Below are 20,943 nucleotides of genomic sequence, written 5' to 3'. Positions count from 1 at the left end.
GTTTGACAAAGCCCCCCGGATGCGTATCAAATCATCCATAGGAGCGAAATGAAATACAGAAAGTAATTTTAGATACACCGCTCCGGGGGACTGCCGACGAATGGGACAGGCGAGCGCAACAGCCGCGCCGAGGCAGCCGGTGGATGTGTTCAACGGCGGTGGCCGGGGGCGCATCGTGCTTGCGTGCGACCATGCCTCCAACTTCATTCCGGCCGACTACGGCACGCTGGGTCTCGAAGCCGCCGAACTCGAACGGCACATCGCCTGGGATCCGGGCGCACTGCCGGTGGCGCGGCGCATGGCCGAACTGCTCGACGCGCCTATGGTGGCCTCATGCATTTCGCGGCTGGTGATCGACTGCAACCGGCCGGTAGACGCGCCGGACCTCATTCCAGAGACCAGCGAGACAACAAAAATTCCCGGCAATGCCGATCTCGACGCCGCAGAGCGCCGCCGCCGCATCGCGGTGGCGCACCAGCCGTTCCATGCGGCGATCGACGCGCTGCTCGACCGGCGCGAGCGCGCAGGGCTGGAAAGCTGGCTGGTCTCCGTGCATTCGTTCACACCGGTCTACAAGGGAATGCCGCGGCCGTGGGAGATCGGCATCATCCATGACGAGGACGAGCGGCTGGCGGCGCCTTTCATTGAGAGGCTGCGGGCGGTTCCCGGCCTGACCGTCGGCGTCAACGAACCCTATTCGCCGGCCGATCGCGTCTACTACACGCTGGAGCGCCATGCGCGTGCGCGAGGCCTTCCATGCGCCATGATCGAGATCCGCAACGACGAGGTAAACGACGAAAGAAAGCAGCGGAAATGGGCGAAAATGCTCTCGGGTATACTTTCTGGGCTCGTCGTCGCCGGCGATCAGGCGGCGATTGCCGGAACCCGCACCACCGGACGTGACGTTTCAACAAAAATGGGGACACTCACATGACAGGGCCTGGAAAAATGGATGCCGAGAGAAGCGAGGACGTAAAGATCCTCCACTCGATGGGCTATGCCCAGGAATTGGCGCGCCGCATGAGCGGCTTCTCCAACTTCGCAATCTCGTTCTCGATCATCTGCATTCTTGCCGGCGGCATCACTTCCTTCCCGCTGGCAATGGCCACCGGCGGCGGCTTCCAGGCGACCATTGGTTGGATCGTCGGCGGCGTATTCGCACTTATCGTGGCGGCTTCACTCGGCCAGATCGGCTCGGCTTATCCGACGGCCGGCGGCCTCTACCACTGGTCGTCGATCCTCGGCGGGCGCGGCTGGGGCTGGGCGACGGCCTGGATCAACCTGCTCGGCCTGATCTTCGTCGTCGCCTCGGTGAATGTCGGCGTCTTCCTGCTTTTCCGCGACCTGGTCTGGTCCGGTGTGTTCGGCAACGACGTGTCCGCCTGGGGTTTTCAGCAGCAGGTGATCGGCGTCGTCATCATCACGGTGACGCAGGCGCTGTTCAACCATTTCGGCATCAAGATCACCACGGCGCTCACCGACTTTTCCGGATACCTGATCCTTGTGGTCGCGGTGGTCCTGACCTTGATGTTCCTGGTCTGGGGCGCAAGCTGGGATTTTTCGCGGCTGACGACATTCGTGAACAACACCGGCGAGCCGGGCGGCGGCTATGTCCCGGAGGCGCGCACCGCGCTGGTCGCGTTTCTGATCGGCCTGCTCTATCCGCTCTACACCATCACCGGTTTCGACGCGTCGGCGCACACGTCGGAGGAGACCCACAATGCGCGGGTCGCGGTGCCGCGCGGCATGATCCATTCCGTCCTGTGGTCGCTGGTCTTCGGCTTTGCCATGGCGGTCTCCTTCATTCTCGCCAGCCCGGATCTGGCGGCAACGGCCAAGGATGGCGGCGCCGCCTGGTTCAACCTCTTCAACAATCTGCCGGCTCCCATCTGGCTGAAGAGCATCATCGCGATTGCCATCGTGCTGGCGAACTACATTTGCGCTCTCGCCGGCCTGACCTCCACCTCGCGCATGATCTTCGCCTTCGCGCGTGACGGCGGACTGCCGGGCTCGTCCGTATGGAAGACGGTCAGCCCGACGTGGCGCACGCCGGTGGCGGCGATCTGGCTGGGCGCGGTGCTTTCCATCGCGGCGACGCTTTATTCGCCGGCCTTCGCCGCCCTGGCGGCAGGTTGCGCGCTTTTCCTCTATGTTTCCTACGCGATGCCGGTGGCTGCCGGCCTTCTGGCGGAGGGCAAGACCTGGACCGACTTCGGGCCGTTCAGGCTGGGCGTATGGTCCAAGCCTTTCGCCGTCATCACCGTCCTTGGCGTTCTGGTTCTCATGTATGCTGGTATCCAGCCGCCCTTCGACATCCTGATCAACTATGCGATAGGCTTGATCGTTCTGTTGCTGGTGCTTTGGTTCGGCATCGAATCCCGGCGCTTCAAGGGGCCGCCGATCGGCGCCGACATCGCCCGTCGTCAGGCGGAGATCGCCGCCGCGGAACACGCCGTCGGCGAAACCGGCGCCTGAGCCAAAGGCCTCAAATGCCGTGGCCGGTTCTGCCGGCCACGGTTTCGTTCGATAGAAATCCCAACCCTGTTCAGTCGGAGTGCGCAAAGAATGGCCGGAAATCTCAGCTTCGATCAGCTTAAGAAAGCAGTTGCCGACGGCGAAATCGACACCGTGCTCGCGGCTGCCGTCGACATGCAGGGCCGGCTGATCGGAAAACGGTTCCTGGCAAAATATTTCGTCGAGTCCGCCTACGACGAGACGCATGGCTGCAACTATTTGCTCGCCAACGACATCGATATGGAGCCGGTGCCAGGCTACAAGGCGGCAAGCTGGTCGAAGGGCTATGGCGACTTCGTCATGAAGCCCGACCTTTCGACACTGCGGAAGATCCCTTGGCTGGAAAAGACGGCGCTGGTCCTCAACGACCTCAAGGACCACCATACGCACGAGGACCTGCCGCACTCGCCGCGCGCCATCCTGCGCAAGCAGGTCAAGCGGCTGCAGGATCGCGGCTATCTCGCCTATTTCGCATCCGAGCTCGAGTTCTACCTCTTTTCCGAAAGCTACGATTCGGCGCGGGCAAAGCACTGGCAGAACCTCGAGACCGCCTCGCCCTATATCGGCGACTATCTTATCGGCGTCACCACCAAGGAAGAGGGCGTGATGCGCCGGCTCAGGAACGAGATGGAGGCGGCCGGCATCCCGATCGAGAACTCCAAGGGCGAATGGGGGCCGGGCCAGGAGGAGATCAACGTCCGCTACGCCGAAGTGCTGGAGATGGCTGACCGGCACGTCATCCTGAAGAACGGCGCCAAGGAGATCGCCAGCCAGATGGGCAAGTCGATCTCGTTCATGGCGAAGTACAATTACGGGCTGGCCGGCAATTCCAGCCACATCCACAATTCGCTGTGGAGCGCCGACGGCAAGACGCCGCTGTTCTTCGACAAAAAGGGCGCCTACGGGCTGACCGAGCTTGGCCATCAGTGGTCGGCCGGCCAGCTCAAATACGCCAAGGAATTCACCTGGTTCCTGGCGCCCTACATCAACTCCTACAAGCGCTTTCAGTCCGGCACCTTCGCGCCGACCAAGATCATGTGGAGCGAGGACAACCGCACCGCCGGCTTCCGCTTGTGCGGCGAGGGCACCAAGGGCGTGCGCATGGAGTGCCGCATCGGCGGCGCCGATCTGAACCCGTATCTCGCCTTCGCGGCGCTGATCGCGGCGGGGCTGGCCGGCATCGACGAGAAGCTGGAGCTGCAGAAACCTTTCGTCGGCGATGCCTACCAGGCCTCGCGCCTGCCCGAGATCCCGAAGACGCTACGCGATGCGACCGAGACCATGGCGAAGTCGAAGATGCTGAAGGAGGCGTTCGGCGAGGACGTGATCGAACATTATGTCCACACCGCCCGCTGGGAACAGTTCGAATACGACCGCCGCATCACGGACTGGGAACTGCATCGGGGATTCGAACGGTACTAAAGCTGTAATCCGTATTGTTGCCAAGCAGATAAAGCTGTAATGGTGGCTGCTTTACGGAGGCCAAAGATGGGCAAGTATTCACCGTTGCGCACGTTTCTGGAAACACAAGGCGAGGACCGGATCGCAATGTCGTTCGATGAGATCGAACGGCTGCTCGGCGAAACGTTGCCGGCCTCGAAGAAATATCCGGCGTGGTGGAGCAACAACCCCAGCAACAATCCAATGACAAAGGAATGGCTCGCGGCGGGTTTCGAGACCGGGGACGTTGACGTGGCGGGCGAGACGGTCACGTTCCGCCGCGCGGAACGCGCGATTGCCATTGACGGCTTTGCGGAGAACCCACAAGCGGAATATTCCGAGGCGGCGGTCAAGCACCCGCTGTGGGGGCGTCTCAAGGGTGTGATCAAGATACCGCCCGGGGTCGATCTGACGGAGCCGACATTCCCTGATTGGGATGAATATCTGGACCGAAAATACGGGAAGGAAGCCCGCGAGGATGAATAGAAACATTCTTCTCGATACTTGCGCCGCGATGTGGATCGCGGATGGCGCCCGGCTGGAACCGGAAGCCGTGCAAGCGTTGAATGAGAGCGCTGCGCAACGAGTGTCCGTCATGATCTCACCAATCACCGCCTTGGAGGTTGGGCGCCTTGTCTCGCGAGGACGCTATCCAACCACCATGACGGTGAAGGGCTGGTTCGACAGCCTCGTCGTGCCGCCTTACTCCGCGCTTGCCGAATTGACATCCAACGTTCTCATCGATTCGTCGTTCATGCCGGGAACGCCACCGAACGACCCGGCCGACCGGATCATCATCGCGACGGCACGCGAGCACGGCTACCGCATCATGACACGCGACCGCAAAATCCTCGACTACGCCGAACAGGGCCATGTGCAGGCGATACCCTGCTAACAAAAACAACCGGAGACGCCAATCGTGGAAACCATCAAACTCAAATCCCCCATCGACGGCTCGATCTATGCGGAGCGGCCGGTCGCTACCGACCAGGCGGTGAACGCCGTCGTCGAGAGGGCGAAAGCGGCGCAGGTCGGCTGGGCGCAGACGTCGATCGCCGAGCGCTGCGGCTACATGCTGAAGATGCTGGAGGCGTTGGTCGCAATGACCGACGAGATCGTGCCGGAACTCGCGTGGCAGATGGGCCGCCCGACCCGCTACGGCGGCGAGTTCGGCGGGGTGAAGGAACGCGTCGCCTACATGGTCGAGATCGCCGAGCAGGCGCTGGCGCCGGTGATGGCGTCTAACCCCAAGGAGGGTTTTCGCCGCTATGTGAAAAAAGACCCGCTCGGCGTCGTCATGGTGATCGCGCCGTGGAACTATCCGTATCTGACGGCGGTCAACACCATCGTGCCGGCGCTGATCGCCGGCTCGACGGTGATTTTGAAGCATGCGGCGCAGACCTTGCTGGTCGGCGAGCGTTTTGCGAAAGCGTTCGAGGCGGCGGGGCTGCCGAAGCATGTTTTCCAGAACGTCGTGCTGAACCATGCCCAGACGGAAAGGCTGCTTGGGTCCGGCAAGATCGATCATGTGAATTTCACAGGTTCGGTGGCCGGCGGGCGGGCGATCGAGAAGGCCGCGGCCGGCACCTTCATGACGCTCGGGCTGGAACTCGGCGGCAAGGACCCGGCCTATGTACTGCCAGACGCCAAACTCGACCACGCGGTGGCCAATCTGGTCGATGGCGCGTTCTACAATTCCGGGCAGTGCTGCTGCGGCATCGAGCGCGTCTATGTGCACGAGAAGGTCTATGACGAATTCGTCGAGGGTTTTGTCGCCGAGACGAAGAACTATGTCGTCGGCAATCCGCTCGACGCCGGCACCACGCTGGGCCCGATGGCGCAGGCGCGCTTCGCCGACCTGATCCGCGAGCAGAAGGCCGAGGCGCTGCGCAAGGGGGCGACCGCGCATATCAATATGAAGGTCGACAAGGATGTCGCAAGCTCGCCCTATCTGGCGCCGGAAGTGCTAACCAATGTCGACCACCAGATGTCGGTCATGCGCGAGGAGAGTTTTGGCCCCATCGTCGGCATCATGAAGGTGCGCAATGACGAGGAGGCCATCGCGCTGATGAACGACAGCCCCTACGGCCTGACCGCTTCGATCTGGACTGTTGACACCGACCATGCGGCGGCAATCGGCGACCGCGTCGAGACCGGCACGGTGTTCATGAACCGCTGCGATTATCTCGACCCGGCACTGGTGTGGACGGGCGTGAAGGACACCGGCAAGGGCGCGGCGCTGTCGGCCATCGGCTATGACAATCTGACGAGGCCGAAGAGTTTTCACCTGAGAGAGGCCACCGCGCCGATACCTGAATGACAATCGCCCCGCCCCAAGTGCCAATAGACGAGCCCAAAGGTCTTGGGGGCTGGCTGATTCTGGTTATGATCGGGTTGATGACCGCGCCGCTGACCGGCCTCGCTCATCTCGATGTGTTCGTCGCCTTCATGAAGGAGATCCTGCCGAAGTCGCATATCGACTTTCTCGGGGCTGAATTCACGGCATATGTCATCACGTCAATTCTGTTTCCGACCGGCCTTTTGATCCTGATGTTCACAAAGGATCGATCCTTTCCGGCTTTTTATGTGGTTTGGGCGGCCATCAACATCGTTGTCATTGTCGTACACGTGATCGCCGCCAAGGTCCTTTTCGGAGACCTGCTTCACACGAGAGCGATGTCACTGTTCGGTGTCGTGTTGAACGGTGTTTGGCGAGCCGTCGGGCTCTTCGGCATTGGAATCCTGTACATGCTAAAATCCAAGCGCGTTCGTAATACCTTCATCAACTAACGAGAAAAGAAGTGACCAACCTCGTCTCCAAATGGAACTACCCGACCACCGTCCGCTTCGGCGCCGGACGCATCAAGGAATTACCGGAGGTGCTGGCCGCCGCCGGCATCAAAAAACCGCTGTTCGTCACCGATCCGGGGCTGGCAAAGCTGCCGGTGGTGGCGAGTACGCTTAAGATCCTCAACGATGCGAAGGTGCCGTATGCTGTGTTTTCGGACGTCAAGCCGAACCCGGTGGAAGCCAACCTCACTGCTGGCATCGCGGCCTTCAAGGCGGGAAAACATGACGGCGTGATCGCCTTCGGGGGTGGCTCGGGGCTCGATCTCGGAAAACTGATCGCCTTCCAGGCGGGGCAGACGCGGCCGGTCTGGGATTTCGAGGACATCGGCGACTGGTGGACGCGCGCGAACTCGGACGCCATCGCCCCGATCATCGCCGTGCCGACCACGGCCGGCACGGGGTCGGAAGTCGGCCGCGCCGGCGTGCTGACCGACGAGAAGACTCATACAAAGAAGATCATCTTCCATCCGAAGCTGTTGCCGGCGATCGTGATCGCCGATCCGGAACTGACCACCGGCATGCCGCCCTTCATCACCGTCGGCACCGGCATGGACGCGCTGGCGCATTGCCTGGAGGCCTATTGCGCGCCCGGCTACCATCCGATGGCCGACGGCATCGCGCTGGAAGGCATCCGGCTGGTGCTGGAAAACCTGCCGAAGGCCTACAAGGACGGCAACGACCTGACGGCGAGGGCGCATATGATGGCGGCCGCCGCGATGGGCGCCACGGCGTTTCAGAAGGGGCTCGGCGCCATCCACTCGCTGTCGCATCCGATCGGCGCGCTCTACGACACCCATCACGGCATGACCAACGGCGTGTTCATGCCTTACGTGCTGGCCTTCAACCGGCCGGCGGTGGAGGAACGGCTCGCCCGGCTCGCCGCCTATCTCGGCATCGACGGCGGGTTCGACGGGTTCGCGAAAGCCATCCTCAAGCTGCGCGAGGAGCTCAAAGTGCCGCACACGCTGCCGAACCTGATCAAGGGGCTCGACATGGATGCCGAGCGGAAGGACTTCATCGCGGTGTCGGCGGTGGCCGATCCCAGCACCGGTAGCAACCCGGTGCCGTTTACCAAGGAGGCAGCGCTCGCGATTCTCGACGCATCGATCAAGGGGACGCTCTGAGAGATATCGGCCGGCGCGGGACCGGCTGTAACCAAGCTGACAGGGAGGGTGTTGTTTAGCCGGAAAAACATCATGGCAACGATTGCTAGCGCAATACAAAAGTAGTTAGGTTTTTGCGCCTCGGAGGGGTTGGGCAGTCGGGCTTCATCCGACTGTCATACGACAAGAATAACCGCAGCAGGGGCGTCGAACGGCGTCAACTCAACGGAGAAAATCATGTTCAAGTTCACGGGAAAGGTACTTTCCCTCGCGGCCGCGTCGCTGATGGTGACGACGGCGATCGTGTCGGCCGAGCCGTCGGCCGAGCTGGTCGCGGCGGCCAAGGCCGAAGGCAAGCTGACCACGATCGCGCTGCCCCATAGCTGGTGCGGCTACGGCGACGTGATCGCTGGCTTCAAGGCGAAATATCCTGAGATCGCCATCAACGAACTTAATCCCGACGCCGGCTCCGCCGACGAAGTGGAGGCGATTCGCGCCAACAAGGACAACAAGGGCCCGCAGGCTCCGGACGTCATCGACGTGGGCCTGTCGTTCGGTCCCGCCGCGAAGTCCGAGGGTCTGCTTCAGCCGCACAAGGTCGAGACGTGGGATTCCATTCCCGCCGACGCCAAGGACGCAGACGGCCACTGGTACGGTGACTACTACGGCGTGATGGCGTTCCTGGTGAACAAGGACCTGGTTCCGAACCCGCCCAAATCCTTCGCCGATCTCCTGAAGCCGGAATATGCCGGCCAGATCGCACTCGCCGGTGACCCGCGCACCTCGAACCAGGCCATCCTCGGCGTGCTCGCCGCCGGCATGGCGCAGGGAGCCGAGCCGGGCGCTGCGGCCGCACAGGCGGGTCTCGAATTCTTCAAGAAGCTGAACGAGGCCGGCAACTTCGTCCCGGTCGTTGGCAAGGCGGGCACGCTCGCCCAAGGTACCACGCCGATCATCATCGCGTGGGACTACAATGCGCTGTCGTGGCGGGACACGCTCAACGGCAATCCGCCGGTTGACGTTATCGTTCCCTCGGACGCGGCTCTCGCGGGCGTCTACGTCCAGGCGATCAGCGCCTACGCGCCGCAGCCGAACGCGGCGAAGCTCTGGATGGAATATCTCTACAGCGACGAAGGACAGCTCGGCTGGCTCAAGGGTTATTGCCACCCGATCCGCTTCAACGACCTGGTTTCCAAGGAAGCCGTTCCCGCGGAGCTGCTCGCCAAGCTGCCGCCGGCGGAAGCCTACGAGAAGGCGGTGTTCCCGAGCCTCGACGCCGTCAACGCCAACTCAGCCGCCGTGAAGGAAGGCTGGGACAAGGTCGTCGGCGCCGATGTCGTGAAGTAGCCATCGACCGACGGATGCGGGCCGCCTAGGCGGCCCGCATCCGTCCTCCTGCGGGGTCACGGAACGCATGTCGCAAGCCACGTCTCTCTCGCGCCGCCTGCCAACGCAGTGGCTTGGCGTAGTGCCGTTTTTCCTGTTTGCCCTGCTGTTTCTCATCTTGCCCGCGCTTTCGATCGTAATTGGCGCATTCCGGGGTCCAGATGGCGGCTTTACGCTGGCTAATATCGTCGGTCTCAACACGCCGACGATCCGCAACGCCTATTGGGTATCCATCTACGTAAGCTTCTGGTCGGCGCTGCTTGGATGCGCGATTGGTTTCGCGATGGCAGCCGCGACCGTTCTTGGGGGACTGCCGCGCTTCATCCGCTCGCCGCTGCTGACCTTCTCGGGCGTGGCGTCGAATTTCGCCGGCCTTCCGCTCGCTTTCGCCTTCATAGCTACGGTCGGTCCGGCGGGCCTGATCACCGTCTGGCTGCGCACGGAATTCGGCATCAACCTGCGCGCGGCGACCGGGTTCAACCTGTTCAGCACGACGGGCCTGATTGCGACTTACCTGTTCTTCCAGGTGCCGCTGATGATCCTGATCATCACGCCGGCGCTCGACGCCTTGCGGCGAGAATGGCGCGAAGCGGCGGAAATCCTGGGTGCGACGGGCGCGCAGTATTGGCGCATGGTGGCGTTCCCGATCCTGCTGCCTTCCCTGCTCGGAACATTCGCACTGCTCTTCGCCAACTCATTTGGCGCGGTCGCCACCGCCTTCGCGCTGGCGGGTCCACAGCTCAACATCGCGCCGATCCTGCTGTTTTCCCAGATACGCGGCGACGTGCTCGGCAGTCCGGGGCTCGGATATGCGCTGGCATTCGGCATGATCGTCATCACCGGGCTCGCCAACGCGCTCTATCTGTGGCTGCGCGCCCGCACCGAGCGGTGGCAGAAATGAAGCGCGCGATCGCATGGACCGCGTTCCTGCTGGGATCGCTGATCTTCATCCTGCCGCTGGTCGGCATGACAGAGTTCTCGCTGTCGATGCGGCGCGGCGTCTATTCCTTCGATGCCTACGCTTCGGTCCTTGCGGACCCGCAGTTCCGCGAGACCTTCACCTATTCGGTGGTCATGGCGCTGTTCACGATCGTTTTCGGCGTGCTGCTCGTCGTGCCGACGGCCTATTGGGTCCGGCTCAAGATGCCTGCTCTTCGGCCGGTGGTGGAGTTCATCACCCTGATGCCGCTGGTGATACCGGCCATTGTCATCGTCTTCGGCTATATCCGCCTCTACAACACGTCGAGCTGGCTGCCCTTGACGGGGACCGCGATGGGCACAAACGTGCTGCTGATGTTCGGCTACACGGCGCTGGCCCTGCCTTACATGTACCGGGCGGTGGATACCGGCTTGCGGGCCATCGACATCGCCACGCTGACCGAGGCGGCGCAGTCGCTCGGCGCCGGCTGGACAACCATTTTCGCCAAGGTCATCCTGCCGAACGTGTTCGTCGCGGTGCTGTCCGGCGCGTTCCTCACCTTCGCGATCGTCATCGGGGAGTTCACGCTCGCCGCGCTGCTCAACCGGCCCGCCTTCGGCCCCTATCTCCAGCTTGTCGGCGCCAACAAGGCCTACGAGCCGTCGGCGCTGGCGGTGATCTCCTTCGGCATCACCTGGCTCTGCATGGGCCTCATCCAGATCGTGGCGCGGCTGGCACCCAAGCCTCCGGCGCAATCGCACTGATTTCCGGGACCGAAAATGACAGATCCCTTTCTCCAGATCGAACACGTCCGCAAGAGCTTCGGCCCGACGACCGTCGTCGAGGATTTCAACCTCGATGTCGGACGCGGCGAGTTCGTGTCCTTCCTCGGCCCGTCGGGCTGCGGTAAGACCACCGTTCTGCGCATGGTCGCAGGTTTCGAGGAGCCGAGCTCGGGGCGCATCGTCATCGGCGGCAAGGACGTGACGCATCTCAAGCCCAACCAGCGCAACATCGGCATGGTGTTCCAGGCCTACGCGCTGTTTCCCAACCTGACCGTTGCGCAGAACGTGGCATTCGGGCTGAAGGTGGCCGGCGTTCCAAAACCGGAGACCGAAAGGCGCGTCGCCGAAATGCTCAACCTGATAAAACTGCCGGAATTCGGCGGCCGCTATCCCTACCAGCTCTCCGGCGGCCAGCAGCAGCGCGTGGCGTTGGCCCGCGCGCTGGCGCCGAAGCCGAAACTGCTGCTGCTCGACGAACCGCTGTCGGCGCTCGACGCCAAGGTGCGCGTGTCGCTGCGCGACGAGATCCGTTCGATCCAGAAGGAACTCGGCATAACCACCATCTTCGTCACCCACGACCAGGAGGAGGCGCTGTCGATCTCCGACCGCATCGTGGTGATGTATGGCGGCAAGGCCGAGCAGGTCGGCACGCCCTTCGAGATCTACAACCGCCCGGCGACGAAATTCGTGGCGAATTTCGTCGGCACGCTGAACGTGCTGGAGGGCGTGGTCAGCGACGCCGCCTCCGGCAAGGTGCGCATCGACAGCCAGGAGCTTTCGCTGAAGGGAAAACTCAACGGCTCGAAGGCCGGCGACCGGCTGTCGCTGGCGCTCAGGCCGGAGACAATCGCGCTGGGGCCGAAGCCCGGTCACGACGCCAGCCTGCAAGGGCAGATCGCCGACGTGCATTTCCTGGGCTCGGTGATCCGCGTGCGGGTCGGGCTGGGCGGCGGCGTGGTGTCGCTCGACACCTTCAACAATTCGAGCACGCCGCCGCCGACCGTCGGTGAGCGCGCGGAGATCAGCTTTTCGTCCAACGACCTGCTCGTGCTGCACTGAGAGTTTTGCGGGACGCTACCCCCCTCACCCGCCCTCCGCTTCGCTCGGGCGACCTCTCCCCAAAGGGAGAGGAGATCGTCAAGGTCGGCGCTCCGATTTTCATCGGTGCAAGGATTTGCGCAGCTGCGGCAAACCTCCTCTCCCCTTGGGGAGAGGTCGCCCGAGGCAAGCGGAGGCGGGTGAGGGGGAGCCAGATCGTAGACGATCCAAGTCGGGCGGCGCGCCGCTTGCGCGGCCGCACGCGGCTGTGCAGAGTGCCATCATGGAACAGCGCGACGTCGAGAAGATAGCCGCGTGGCTTGCGGCCAAGGGACTGGAAGGCGAGACGGAGGTCGCGCTGCTGCACGGCTTCTGTGAGCGCTGCCAGGCCGCCGGCATGGCGATAGGCCGCGCCATCGTGATCATCGACACGCTGCATCCGGTCTATGAAGGCCGAGGCTTCCGCTGGCGTGAGGACGAGGTTGACGAAAACCCACTGCTCGAGTTCAAGCGCGAGACGGACGGCGCCACCTCCGAGGGTTGGATCAACAGCCCGTTCCACCACCTGCTCCAGAAGGGCGGCGGCGAGTTGCGCTGCCGGCTGCATGAAGGCGAGACCGCGGGTTTTTCCGCGATCGAGGATGTCCGTGCCGAGGGGCAGACGGACTACTTTGCGACGGTGCACATGTTCGCACCGGACGCCGTGCTGGGCGAGATGGACAATATCGGCTCCCGCTGGACGACCGCGAAGCCAGACGGCTTCAGCGATTCCGAGATCGCGGCGCTTCGTTTCCTGACGCCGCTGCTCGGTCTGGCGATCAAGTCGGCCTCGCTGGTGCGCGTATCGCAGGCGCTGGTGGAGGCCTATCTCGGCCGCGACCCCGGCCAGCGCGTGCTGAAGGGCAAGATCGGCCGCGGTCAGGTCGACAAGATCAACGCGGTGCTGTGGTTCTCCGATCTGAAAAGCTTCACCACCCATTCCGAGACGATGGAGTCCGGGCAGATCATCCCGTTCCTCAACGACCATGCCGACGTCGTCATCTCGGCGATCCAGGCGGCCGGTGGCGACGTGCTGAAACTGATCGGCGATGGCATCCTGGCGATCTTCGGCGGCGTGAAGCCGACCGACGCGGCGATGGCCGCCCTGCGCGCCGAGGCGGACATGCGCGTGCGCCTGGCTGAACTGCACCAGCGGCGGATGGCCGAAGGTGTGCCGGTCGCCGACGTCTATCTCGGCCTGCATATCGGCGACGTGTTCTACGGCAATATCGGCAGCGCCGAGCGCCTGGACTTTACCGTGGTGGGACGGGCGGTGAACGAGGTGAGCCGCATCGCCTCGATGTGCGGCTCGGTCGACCAGCCCGTGCTATTCTCGACCGCCTTCCACGAGACGCTGCCGATGGAAGAACGGGCAAAGCTGGTGTCGGTCGGCCGCTATGCGCTGCGCGGCGTCGGCCGTGCACAGGAACTGTTCACGCTTGATCCGGAACTGGTGGCAGGGCGGTGGGCGGGCGGTTGAATTTCTTGATGCTGATGCCCGCCAGTCGCTGACCGATATCTGGTATCTGGCGGCTGAGCGTGGCCCCGTGACTACCGGGATGCCGACAACGGGAAATGCGTCAATCGTTGTCCCCGAATTCGTTCTCCCAGTCCATGCCGCCGTAGAATACGCGCAAGATCACCACGCGTTCAGGCTCCACCATGAATGCTACGCTTATCCGACGCTCGAAGCCGACGACACGAAGCCCCGGCCGCAACTCGTCGCGCCGGGTGCCCCGCTCGGAGCCGTATTCGAGCTTTTCGCAGAATGCTCGGACGCGCTGTACATAGTTGAAGGCGATCCTTGTGCCGCCAACTTCGGCGACGGTGCCATAGATCCAAGCGAAATCCCGATTGGCGCGCAGTGAGTAATCAACGGTCCTTCGTCTCACGCTTCCCTCTTGAGGCGGATGGCATGGAGTTGGCGGATGTTTTCAAGCAACTGCTCTCCTGAAATCACCCTGTCCGGGTGGGCCTTGATTTCGTCATAGGTCGGTACGACTTCTTCGCGCAGCCAGCGTTCCACTGCCGCGTCGCGTTCCTGCAACGCGCGCAGGCCAGCGCGGATCACCTCGCTGCTGGTCGCGTAGGCTCCGGATTCGACGAGACGGTCGATGAAGGCAGCCTGCTCGGCGGGCAGGCTGAAGGTGCGCTTTTCGGTGGCGGACATGATTCCTCCTGCTAAGATCAGTGTGAAATTATCATACCTAGATCGGAATAGCATCGGATTCCGTCAGCGGGGCGGCCCGAGCAACATGCGCAGGGAGATGACTATCTGGTCACTGCAGGCGCCGGCGCCATGGGGTGATCCTTCCGTCCTCAGCAATTGGGGTCAAAGCCCGGAAACAGGCCAAAAATCTTTCCACTTGACTTGTCTCATCCCTTCAATCATTTCTGGTCAATCGGTCAGACCAATTTACCGGAGAGGGAGCCGGGTCTGACATCGGAGGACACGGCAGCCATGCCGATCGAGACAATCGTGCCGCGCCGGCTCTACCGGCAGGTCGCCGAGCAACTGCGCCAGCTTTTCGACAGCGGCGAGTTCGCGGTCGGCGACCGCCTGCCGCCGGAGCGCGAGCTTGCCGAGCGCATGGGCATCTCGCGGCCGACAATCCGCGAGGCGCTGATCGCGCTGGAGGTCGAAGGCCGCGTGCGTATCCGCGTCGGGTCCGGCATCTACGTCACCGAGCCGTCGCGCATCCCCCCCAATCCGACCACCGACGAGGGACCGTTCGAACTCTTGCGGGCGCGCGAATTCGTCGAGGGCGCGGTGGCAGAGGCGGCTGCGCGGCTGGCAGCACCGGCAGACATCGCGGCGCTGGACGACATTCTGGGCCGCATGGAAGGCAAGGCGCATCCCAACCACACCACCCTGTCGCTCGACCGCGCCTTCCACACCACCGTCGCCTCGATCCTCGGCAATGCTGTGCTGGTACGCGTCATCGGCGACCTGTTCGACCAGCGCATGAATCCGTTCTTCGAGCGGCTTTCGAGCTATTTCGAGGACCCGACGACCTGGGACGCGGCGCTGCGGGAGCATCGGCTGGTGCGCGACGCCATCGCCGCCCGCGACCCCAAGGGTGCGAAGCAGGCGATGCAGGACCACCTGCGAAAATCGCAGGAACGGTTCTCGATCAGTTTCCGGGACATGGCGCCGGTCGCGCCCGCGTCGGAGAGCAAAGAGGCGGCGTCCGGCCACGCCATCTGACCGGCCGGTATTTTCGCAGATCAACTTCAGGAGGAGAGAAGTAATGAAATTCCGTCTTGCAGCAGCCCTCGGCGCGGTCGCCGCGCTGGCGCTCTCGGCTTCCGCGGCGCTCGCCCAGGAAACGCTGAAATGGGCGCATGTCTACGAGACCTCGGAGCCGTTCCACACCGAGTCCGTGTGGGCGGCCGAAGAGATCGCCAAGCGCACCAACGGGCGCTACAAGGTCGACGTATTCCCGGCCTCGCAGCTCGGCAAGGAGGCCGACATCAACCAGGGCCTGACGCTGGGCACCGTCGACGTCATCATCTCCGGCTCGTCCTTCGCGGCACGCGAGTACAAGCCGATCGGCGTCACCTATTTCCCCTTCATCTTCCGCGACGCCGACCATTTGCTCAAATACACCAAGAGCGACACCTACAAGGCGCTCACCAAGGGTTATGAGGACGTCTCCGGCCATCACATCACCGCCACCACCTATTACGGCACGCGCCACACCACCTCGAACCGGCCGATCGAAAAATGCGCCGACATGGCCGGCCTGAAGATGCGCGTGCCCGACGTGCCGGCCTATCTCGCCATGCCGCGCGCCTGCGGCGCCAACACCGCGCCAATCGCCTTCGCCGAGGTCTACCTGGCACTGCAGAACGGCACGGTCGAGGCGCAGGAGAACCCGCTGACCACCATCGATGCGAAAAAGTTCTTCGAGGTGCAGAAGCACATCGTGCTCACCGGCCACATCGTCGACCACCTCAACACCATCGTTTCGCAGTCGCGCTGGGCCTCGCTCTCCGACGAGGACAAGCAGATCTTCACCGAAGTCATGCAGGAGGCGGCCGCCCGCGCCACGGAAAAGATCGTCGCCCGCGAGAAGGAACTTGTGCAGGTGTTCAAGGATCGCGGCCTCACCGTCACCGAGGTCGACCGCGCCGACTTCGAGAAGAACGTCATGGAAAAGGTGACCTTCGAGGAGTTCGGCTACAACAAGGCCGACTGGGAAGCGATTCGCGCCATCCAGTAATCTTTCCCTGGCCCGGCGCCCTTCTGGCGCCGGGCCATCTTCATCCGCACAATCCGTCAATCGCCAGCTTTCGGAGTGCCAGCCGATGGCCGAGGAACATCACACGCAGATCACCGCCGAGGAGATCGCGCATGCCTTCGAGGAGGAGGCTGCGCCGGTCGACCTCTCGCATCACGGTTTCGAGGACTGGATCACGCTTGCCATGTTCTGGGGCATGGTGGTCTGCGTTTTCCTGCAGTTCTTCACCCGCTATGCGCTGAACAACAGCCTGGCCTGGACGGAAGAGATCGCCATCAACGCGCTGGTGGTGGTGGTCTTCCTCGGCTCGGCCATGTGCGTGCGCCTGTCGCGGCACATCCATGTCGACGTGCTCTACCATTACCTGCCGGAGCGGGCCGGGCGGGTTCTGGCGCTTTCCGTCGACGTCATCCGTATCGGCTTCTTCGCCTATGCGAGCTGGCTGATGTGGCGCTACGTGGCGATCGTGGCGCGCGAGCGCATGGTCACGGTCGACCTGCCGCGCCATTGGTTCTTCTATCTCGTCCTGGCCGGTTTCGTGCTGATGCTCATCCGCTCGATCCAGGTCGCCATCGGCAATTACAAACGCGGCTATTCGGTGCTGGAGCGTCCCGGCGCCTTCGAAACGGTCGGGGAGAATTGAACCATGCTGCTTCTCGTCGGAGGCTTCCTTGTCCTGATGTTGATCGGCGTGCCGGTCGCCGTGTCGATGGCGGTCGCATCGGTGCTTTACCTCGTCATCTATGGTGTCGCACCCGACATCATCGCCGCGCAGCGCATGATCGCCGGCGTCGAAAGCTTTCCGCTGCTGGCCGTGCCGTTCTTCATCCTGGCCGGCAACCTGATGAACATCGCCGGCGTCACCGGCCGCATCTACACCTTCGCGCTCGCCCTAGTCGGCTGGATGAAGGGCGGCCTGGCGCAGGTGAACATTATCGGCTCGGTGATCTTTTCCGGCATGTCGGGCACCGCGCTGGCCGATGCCGCCGGCATCGGCACCATCGAGATCAAGGCGATGAAGGACCACGGCTATCCGGTCGAGGCGGCCGTCGGCGTCACCGCCGCCTCGGCGACGCTCGGGCCGATCTTCCCGCCGTCGTTGCCCTTCGTCATCTACGGCATGATGGCCAATGTCTCGATCGGCGCGCTGTTCATGGCCGGCGTTTTGCCCGGCGTGGTCATGACGCTGCTGATGATGATCACCGTCGCCATCTTCGCCTACAAGCGCGGCTGGGGTTCCGATACGCCTTTCTCCATCCGCAAGCTCGGCGAGGCCGGGCTCGAGATCGTCGTGGTGCTCGCCTTCCCGCTGGCGGTCTACCTCTTGGTGCTGGCCGGCCTGTCGATCAATGTCGCTGTCGGCATCGCGCTGGTGATCCTGGTCGCCCTCGACTGGTTTTTCGACTTCTCCGCGGTGATGGCGCTGATGACCCCGGTGATCTTGATCGGCGGCATGACCATGGGTTGGTTCACGCCGACTGAGGCCGCCATGGCCGCCGTCATCTGGTCGCTGTTCCTCGGCCTGGTGCGCTATCGCACCATGACGCTGCGGGCGCTCGCCAAGGCCAGTTTCGACACCATCGAAACCACCGCCTCGGTGCTGTTTATCGTCACCGCCGCCTCGATCTTCGCCTGGCTGCTGACGGTGAGCCAGGCCGCGCAGGTGTTCTCGACCTTCATCTTCGCGCTGACCGAGAACAAATGGGTGTTCCTGATCCTGGTCAACATCCTGATGCTGGTGGTTGGCTGCTTCCTCGACACCATCGCGGCGATCACCATCCTGGTGCCGATCCTCTTGCCTGTTGCCGCGCAATACGGCGTCGATCCGGTGCATTTCGGGCTGATCATGACCCTCAACCTGATGATCGGGCTCTTGCATCCGCCGCTCGGCATGGTGCTGTTCGTGCTGTCGCGCGTGGCAAAGCTGTCGGTCGAGCGCACCACCATGGCGATCCTGCCCTGGCTGGTGCCGCTGCTGGTGGCGCTGCTGCTGATCACCTTCGTGCCCGCCATCGCACTGTGGCTGCCAACCGAAATGGGCCTGATCCGATGAGTGCGACCGCAATCGCCGCCACCCTGTTCGCGCCGGAGGACCTGCGCGTCGTCGAGCGCGACCTCGGACAGCTTTCGCCGGGCATGGTGCGGGTGAAATTCGGCGCCGGCGGCATATGCGGCTCCGACATGCATTATTTCCGCCACGCCCGAACCGGCGACTTCATCGTGACCTCGCCGCTTATCCTCGGGCATGAAGTCGCCGGCGAGATCGTCGAGATCGCCGGCGATGCGCCCGGCCTTTCGGTTGGCGACCACGTTGCCGTCAATCCGTCGCGCTGGTGCGGACACTGCAAGCGCTGCCGCGAGGGTCGGCCGAACCTCTGCGAAAACATCTACTTCATGGGCTCGGCGTCGAAGACGCCACACATGCAGGGCGGTTTCGCCAGCCTGTTCGACGCCATCCCCGCGCAATGCGTGAAGGTCCCGAAAACTCTTGCCCTGTCGTCCGCAGCACTTGCCGAGCCGCTTGCGGTTGGGCTGCATGCGGTGGCGCGCGCCGGCGATATAGCTGGCCGTCACGTGGCGCTGTTCGGCGCCGGGCCGATCGGCCTGCTGGTCATGCTGGCCGCCAGGCTGGCGGGCGCCGGCCGCATCACCATGATCGACATCGCCGCCGCGCCGCTCGCCTTCGCCAAGGCGCTCGGCGCCGACCGCGTCGTCGACATCAGCGGCGGCACGGCCCCTCTCGACGAGGTGACGGCGGCCGATCCGGTCGACGTCGCCTTCGAGATCTCCGGCACGCCGGCCGGCCTCGGCTCGGCGATCCGCACGGCGCGGCGCGGCGGCACGGTGGTGCTGGTCGGCAACCTGCCGGGCGGCGACGTGCCGGCCCCGGCCAATGCGATGATGGCGAAGGAACTCGATGTCAAAGGAACCTTCCGCTTCGGCGAGGAGTTTTCGCGGGCGGTCGAACTGATTGTGTCGGGCGCTGTCGATGTCGAACGGCTGGTCACGGCCAGACGGCCGCTACACGATGCGCCAGACGCTTTCCGGCTGGCGCTCGACCGCAGCCGCAGCGTAAAGGTCGTGCTCACGGCGGACTGACTGGAGCCCGTCATGTGTTTTGGACGGGCTGCCTCATCTTGAATTCTTCTCCCACCGGCAACGCGGCGGCACGTCTCGGCATCGCGATGATGATCGCTGGCATCCTGCTGTTTGCGCTCAACGACGTGCTCGGCAAATGGCTGGTCGCGACTTATTCCGTGGGACAGCTCCTGCTGATCCGCAGCGTGGCCGCGCTGCTGGTGCTGGCGCCTTTTCTGTGGCGGAACGGCCTGCGGCCGATCGTCAGGGTCGAGCAGCCGGGGCTGCAGACGATGCGGGTCCTGCTGTCCTCCGCCGAAGTCTACGCCTTCTACTTCGCCGTCATGTACATGCCGCTCGCCGACGCCATGACCTATTGGCTCGCGGCGCCGATCTACGTCGCGGCGCTGTCGCCGTTCCTGCTCGGCGAAAAAGTGGGCTGGCGGCGCTGGACGGCCATCTTTGTCGGTTTCTGCGGTGTGCTGATTGCGCTGGAACCGTCGGCCGCGACGTTGACCGCGCCCGCCTTGATCTCGATCTGCGGCAGCCTTGCCTTCGCCTTCATGATGATCAGCGGGCGGGCGCTGCGCGGCACGCCGGACATCACGCTGGTGTTCTGGCAGATGGCGGGCGCCGGCCTGCTCGGACTGGTCACCGCGCCGTTCGGCTGGGTTACGCCTACCGGTTTCGATCTCTTCCTGCTGGCCTTCCTCGGCGTAGTGGCGATGGTCGCGCATGTCTGCGTCAACCGCTCGCTCAAGCTTGCCGACGCCGCGACCGTGGTTCCGTTCCAGTACACGTTGCTGTTCTGGGCCGTCCTTTTCGGCTGGCTGGTCTTCGACGACGTGCCGCGCCTGAACATGCTGATCGGCGCAGCCGTGATCATCGCCGCAGGCCTGTTCATTTTCTTCCGCGAGCAGAAGCTGAAGCGGCCTGCGACGGACGTCATGGAGGTCTAGGTGTGGGCTTTCAGAAGGTTGTCCATTCGGACCTGACCGAGGAGACTGGAGTTACCACGCTTCAGATTCGTCGGAGGGTCCGAATGAACATTCATAAGAATGCCCGTCTCACGCCGCTGCGTCGAGAGGAGATGGCGCTTGCGGTCATAGAAGGCGACCTTTCCCAAGCCCAGGCAGCGTTGCAATTCGCGGTGACGGTGAAGATCGTGAAGCGTTGGGTGGAGCGCTACAAGGCGGAAGGCCGTGCCGGCATGGCCGACCGCCCGTCGCGGCCGAAGTTCAGTCCAAGGCAGACCAAGGCAGAGATTGCGGACGAGATCGCGACGCTGCGGCGCCAGCGCTTCACGGGCAAGCACATCGCCAGTGTGGTCGCCGTGTCGCCGGCAACGGTGAGCCGCGTGCTGAAGCGCGCTGGCCTGTCGCGGCTGAAGGACCTTGAGCCTGCCGAGCCGGTGCGTCGCTACGAGCACGACGCGCCGGGCGACATGATCCACATCGACATCAAGAAGCTCGGCCGGTTCGACCGCGTCGGCCATCGCATCACCGGCGATCGGCGCCAGGGTGAGACCCGCGGCGCCGGCTGGGAGT

Annotated in this window: 22 protein-coding genes; 20 read left to right on the top strand and 2 right to left on the bottom strand. The window is 63.6% G+C overall.

Annotated features, from left to right (window positions below):
- The first annotated feature begins 100 nt into the window (after nt 1–100).
- From RB623_RS00110 to RB623_RS00050, 13 genes are all read left to right on the top strand, one after another.
- Nucleotides 101–934 (top strand): N-formylglutamate amidohydrolase, encoded by an 834-nt coding sequence (locus RB623_RS00110; RefSeq protein WP_308054699.1) that lies wholly within the window; start codon nt 101–103, stop codon nt 932–934.
- Nucleotides 931–2,475 carry an amino acid permease gene (locus RB623_RS00105; RefSeq protein WP_308054698.1) on the top strand — a complete coding sequence of 515 codons (1,545 nt, stop codon included), beginning with the start codon at nt 931–933 and terminating at the stop codon, nt 2,473–2,475. The genes RB623_RS00110 and RB623_RS00105 overlap by 4 nt, the downstream gene beginning before the upstream one ends.
- A 90-nt stretch (nt 2,476–2,565) precedes the next feature.
- On the top strand, nt 2,566–3,936 hold the full coding sequence (locus RB623_RS00100) for a glutamine synthetase family protein (protein WP_308054697.1): 1,371 nt from the start codon (nt 2,566–2,568) through the stop codon (nt 3,934–3,936).
- Nucleotides 3,937–4,002: 66 nt separating this feature from the next.
- Nucleotides 4,003–4,440: a hypothetical protein gene (locus RB623_RS00095; RefSeq protein WP_308054696.1), complete on the top strand. Its 438-nt coding sequence runs from the start codon at nt 4,003–4,005 to the stop codon at nt 4,438–4,440.
- A complete protein-coding gene (locus RB623_RS00090) occupies nt 4,433–4,849 on the top strand; it encodes a type II toxin-antitoxin system VapC family toxin (RefSeq protein ID WP_308054695.1) in 417 nt (138 codons plus the stop codon). Before RB623_RS00095 ends, RB623_RS00090 begins: the two co-directional genes overlap by 8 nt.
- A 21-nt stretch (nt 4,850–4,870) precedes the next feature.
- Complete coding sequence (locus RB623_RS00085; RefSeq protein WP_308055093.1) at nt 4,871–6,274, top strand: aldehyde dehydrogenase family protein; 1,404 nt, start codon at nt 4,871–4,873, stop codon at nt 6,272–6,274.
- A complete protein-coding gene (locus RB623_RS00080; RefSeq protein ID WP_308054694.1) occupies nt 6,271–6,744 on the top strand; it encodes a DUF2569 family protein in 474 nt (157 codons plus the stop codon). Before RB623_RS00085 ends, RB623_RS00080 begins: the two co-directional genes overlap by 4 nt.
- Nucleotides 6,745–6,755: 11 nt before the next feature.
- Nucleotides 6,756–7,928, top strand: coding sequence for an iron-containing alcohol dehydrogenase (locus RB623_RS00075; protein WP_308054693.1), 1,173 nt, complete (start codon nt 6,756–6,758; stop codon nt 7,926–7,928).
- 216 nt (nt 7,929–8,144) lie between these two features.
- Nucleotides 8,145–9,254 carry an ABC transporter substrate-binding protein gene (locus RB623_RS00070; RefSeq protein WP_308054692.1) on the top strand — a complete coding sequence of 370 codons (1,110 nt, stop codon included), beginning with the start codon at nt 8,145–8,147 and terminating at the stop codon, nt 9,252–9,254.
- Nucleotides 9,255–9,321: 67 nt separating this feature from the next.
- Entirely contained in the window at nt 9,322–10,194 is an 873-nt protein-coding gene (locus RB623_RS00065; protein ID WP_308054691.1) for an ABC transporter permease subunit, read from the top strand.
- Nucleotides 10,191–10,976 carry an ABC transporter permease gene (locus RB623_RS00060; protein WP_308054690.1) on the top strand — a complete coding sequence of 262 codons (786 nt, stop codon included), beginning with the start codon at nt 10,191–10,193 and terminating at the stop codon, nt 10,974–10,976. The genes RB623_RS00065 and RB623_RS00060 overlap by 4 nt, the downstream gene beginning before the upstream one ends.
- Nucleotides 10,977–10,991: 15 nt before the next feature.
- Nucleotides 10,992–12,056 carry an ABC transporter ATP-binding protein gene (locus RB623_RS00055; RefSeq protein WP_308054689.1) on the top strand — a complete coding sequence of 355 codons (1,065 nt, stop codon included), beginning with the start codon at nt 10,992–10,994 and terminating at the stop codon, nt 12,054–12,056.
- A gap of 262 nt (nt 12,057–12,318) precedes the next feature.
- The gene (locus RB623_RS00050; protein ID WP_308054688.1) at nt 12,319–13,554 is read left to right on the top strand and encodes an adenylate/guanylate cyclase domain-containing protein; all 1,236 of its coding nucleotides are present in this window, start codon (nt 12,319–12,321) and stop codon (nt 13,552–13,554) included.
- 100 nt (nt 13,555–13,654) lie between these two features.
- On the opposite strand, the gene RB623_RS00045 is transcribed toward RB623_RS00050, so the two are convergent.
- Nucleotides 13,655–13,966: a type II toxin-antitoxin system RelE/ParE family toxin gene (locus RB623_RS00045; protein ID WP_308054687.1), complete on the bottom strand. Its 312-nt coding sequence runs from the start codon at nt 13,964–13,966 to the stop codon at nt 13,655–13,657.
- A complete protein-coding gene (locus RB623_RS00040) occupies nt 13,963–14,244 on the bottom strand; it encodes a type II toxin-antitoxin system ParD family antitoxin (RefSeq protein ID WP_308054685.1) in 282 nt (93 codons plus the stop codon). Before RB623_RS00040 ends, RB623_RS00045 begins: the two co-directional genes overlap by 4 nt.
- A gap of 291 nt (nt 14,245–14,535) precedes the next feature.
- On the opposite strand from RB623_RS00040, the gene RB623_RS00035 reads away from it, so the two are divergent.
- The 7 genes from RB623_RS00035 to RB623_RS00005 form a co-directional block, all read left to right on the top strand.
- Nucleotides 14,536–15,282, top strand: coding sequence for a FadR/GntR family transcriptional regulator (locus tag RB623_RS00035; RefSeq protein ID WP_308054684.1), 747 nt, complete (start codon nt 14,536–14,538; stop codon nt 15,280–15,282).
- Nucleotides 15,283–15,325: 43 nt separating this feature from the next.
- Nucleotides 15,326–16,300, top strand: a complete 975-nt coding sequence (locus tag RB623_RS00030; RefSeq protein WP_308054683.1) for a sialic acid TRAP transporter substrate-binding protein SiaP — start codon at nt 15,326–15,328, stop codon at nt 16,298–16,300.
- Between the two features lie 85 nt (nt 16,301–16,385).
- A complete protein-coding gene (locus RB623_RS00025) occupies nt 16,386–16,961 on the top strand; it encodes a TRAP transporter small permease (protein WP_308054682.1) in 576 nt (191 codons plus the stop codon).
- A 3-nt stretch (nt 16,962–16,964) separates the two neighbouring features.
- The gene (locus RB623_RS00020) at nt 16,965–18,371 is read left to right on the top strand and encodes a TRAP transporter large permease (protein ID WP_308054681.1); all 1,407 of its coding nucleotides are present in this window, start codon (nt 16,965–16,967) and stop codon (nt 18,369–18,371) included.
- Nucleotides 18,368–19,417 carry an L-idonate 5-dehydrogenase gene (locus RB623_RS00015; protein ID WP_308054680.1) on the top strand — a complete coding sequence of 350 codons (1,050 nt, stop codon included), beginning with the start codon at nt 18,368–18,370 and terminating at the stop codon, nt 19,415–19,417. Before RB623_RS00020 ends, RB623_RS00015 begins: the two co-directional genes overlap by 4 nt.
- 86 nt (nt 19,418–19,503) lie before the next feature.
- On the top strand, nt 19,504–20,355 hold the full coding sequence (locus RB623_RS00010) for a DMT family transporter (protein ID WP_308055092.1): 852 nt from the start codon (nt 19,504–19,506) through the stop codon (nt 20,353–20,355).
- Nucleotides 20,356–20,438: 83 nt separating this feature from the next.
- Nucleotides 20,439–20,943 (top strand): helix-turn-helix domain-containing protein (locus RB623_RS00005; protein WP_308054679.1); only part of this gene is annotated, 505 nt, incomplete at its 3' end.

The sequence above is a fragment of the Mesorhizobium sp. LHD-90 genome, assembly GCF_030929505.1.
GTDB lineage: Bacteria > Pseudomonadota > Alphaproteobacteria > Rhizobiales > Rhizobiaceae > Kumtagia.
This window is presented reverse-complemented; position numbering and strand designations above follow the sequence as displayed.

What these genes read in the sequence shown, in the direction of transcription:
- RB623_RS00035 (WP_308054684.1), top strand. Translation starts at nt 14,536, where the DNA reads ATGCCGATCGAGACAATCGTGCCGCGCCGGCTCTACCGGCAGGTCGCC.
- RB623_RS00020 (WP_308054681.1), top strand. Translation starts at nt 16,965, where the DNA reads ATGCTGCTTCTCGTCGGAGGCTTCCTTGTCCTGATGTTGATCGGCGTG.
- RB623_RS00025 (WP_308054682.1), top strand. Translation starts at nt 16,386, where the DNA reads ATGGCCGAGGAACATCACACGCAGATCACCGCCGAGGAGATCGCGCAT.
- RB623_RS00105 (WP_308054698.1), top strand. Translation starts at nt 931, where the DNA reads ATGACAGGGCCTGGAAAAATGGATGCCGAGAGAAGCGAGGACGTAAAG.
- RB623_RS00070 (WP_308054692.1), top strand. Translation starts at nt 8,145, where the DNA reads ATGTTCAAGTTCACGGGAAAGGTACTTTCCCTCGCGGCCGCGTCGCTG.
- RB623_RS00050 (WP_308054688.1), top strand. Translation starts at nt 12,319, where the DNA reads ATGGAACAGCGCGACGTCGAGAAGATAGCCGCGTGGCTTGCGGCCAAG.
- RB623_RS00030 (WP_308054683.1), top strand. Translation starts at nt 15,326, where the DNA reads ATGAAATTCCGTCTTGCAGCAGCCCTCGGCGCGGTCGCCGCGCTGGCG.
- RB623_RS00080 (WP_308054694.1), top strand. Translation starts at nt 6,271, where the DNA reads ATGACAATCGCCCCGCCCCAAGTGCCAATAGACGAGCCCAAAGGTCTT.
- RB623_RS00060 (WP_308054690.1), top strand. Translation starts at nt 10,191, where the DNA reads ATGAAGCGCGCGATCGCATGGACCGCGTTCCTGCTGGGATCGCTGATC.
- RB623_RS00110 (WP_308054699.1), top strand. Translation starts at nt 101, where the DNA reads ATGGGACAGGCGAGCGCAACAGCCGCGCCGAGGCAGCCGGTGGATGTG.
- RB623_RS00095 (WP_308054696.1), top strand. Translation starts at nt 4,003, where the DNA reads ATGGGCAAGTATTCACCGTTGCGCACGTTTCTGGAAACACAAGGCGAG.
- RB623_RS00065 (WP_308054691.1), top strand. Translation starts at nt 9,322, where the DNA reads ATGTCGCAAGCCACGTCTCTCTCGCGCCGCCTGCCAACGCAGTGGCTT.
- RB623_RS00090 (WP_308054695.1), top strand. Translation starts at nt 4,433, where the DNA reads ATGAATAGAAACATTCTTCTCGATACTTGCGCCGCGATGTGGATCGCG.
- RB623_RS00010 (WP_308055092.1), top strand. Translation starts at nt 19,504, where the DNA reads ATGATGATCGCTGGCATCCTGCTGTTTGCGCTCAACGACGTGCTCGGC.
- RB623_RS00055 (WP_308054689.1), top strand. Translation starts at nt 10,992, where the DNA reads ATGACAGATCCCTTTCTCCAGATCGAACACGTCCGCAAGAGCTTCGGC.
- RB623_RS00040 (WP_308054685.1), bottom strand. Translation starts at nt 14,244, where the DNA reads ATGTCCGCCACCGAAAAGCGCACCTTCAGCCTGCCCGCCGAGCAGGCT.
- RB623_RS00015 (WP_308054680.1), top strand. Translation starts at nt 18,368, where the DNA reads ATGAGTGCGACCGCAATCGCCGCCACCCTGTTCGCGCCGGAGGACCTG.
- RB623_RS00100 (WP_308054697.1), top strand. Translation starts at nt 2,566, where the DNA reads ATGGCCGGAAATCTCAGCTTCGATCAGCTTAAGAAAGCAGTTGCCGAC.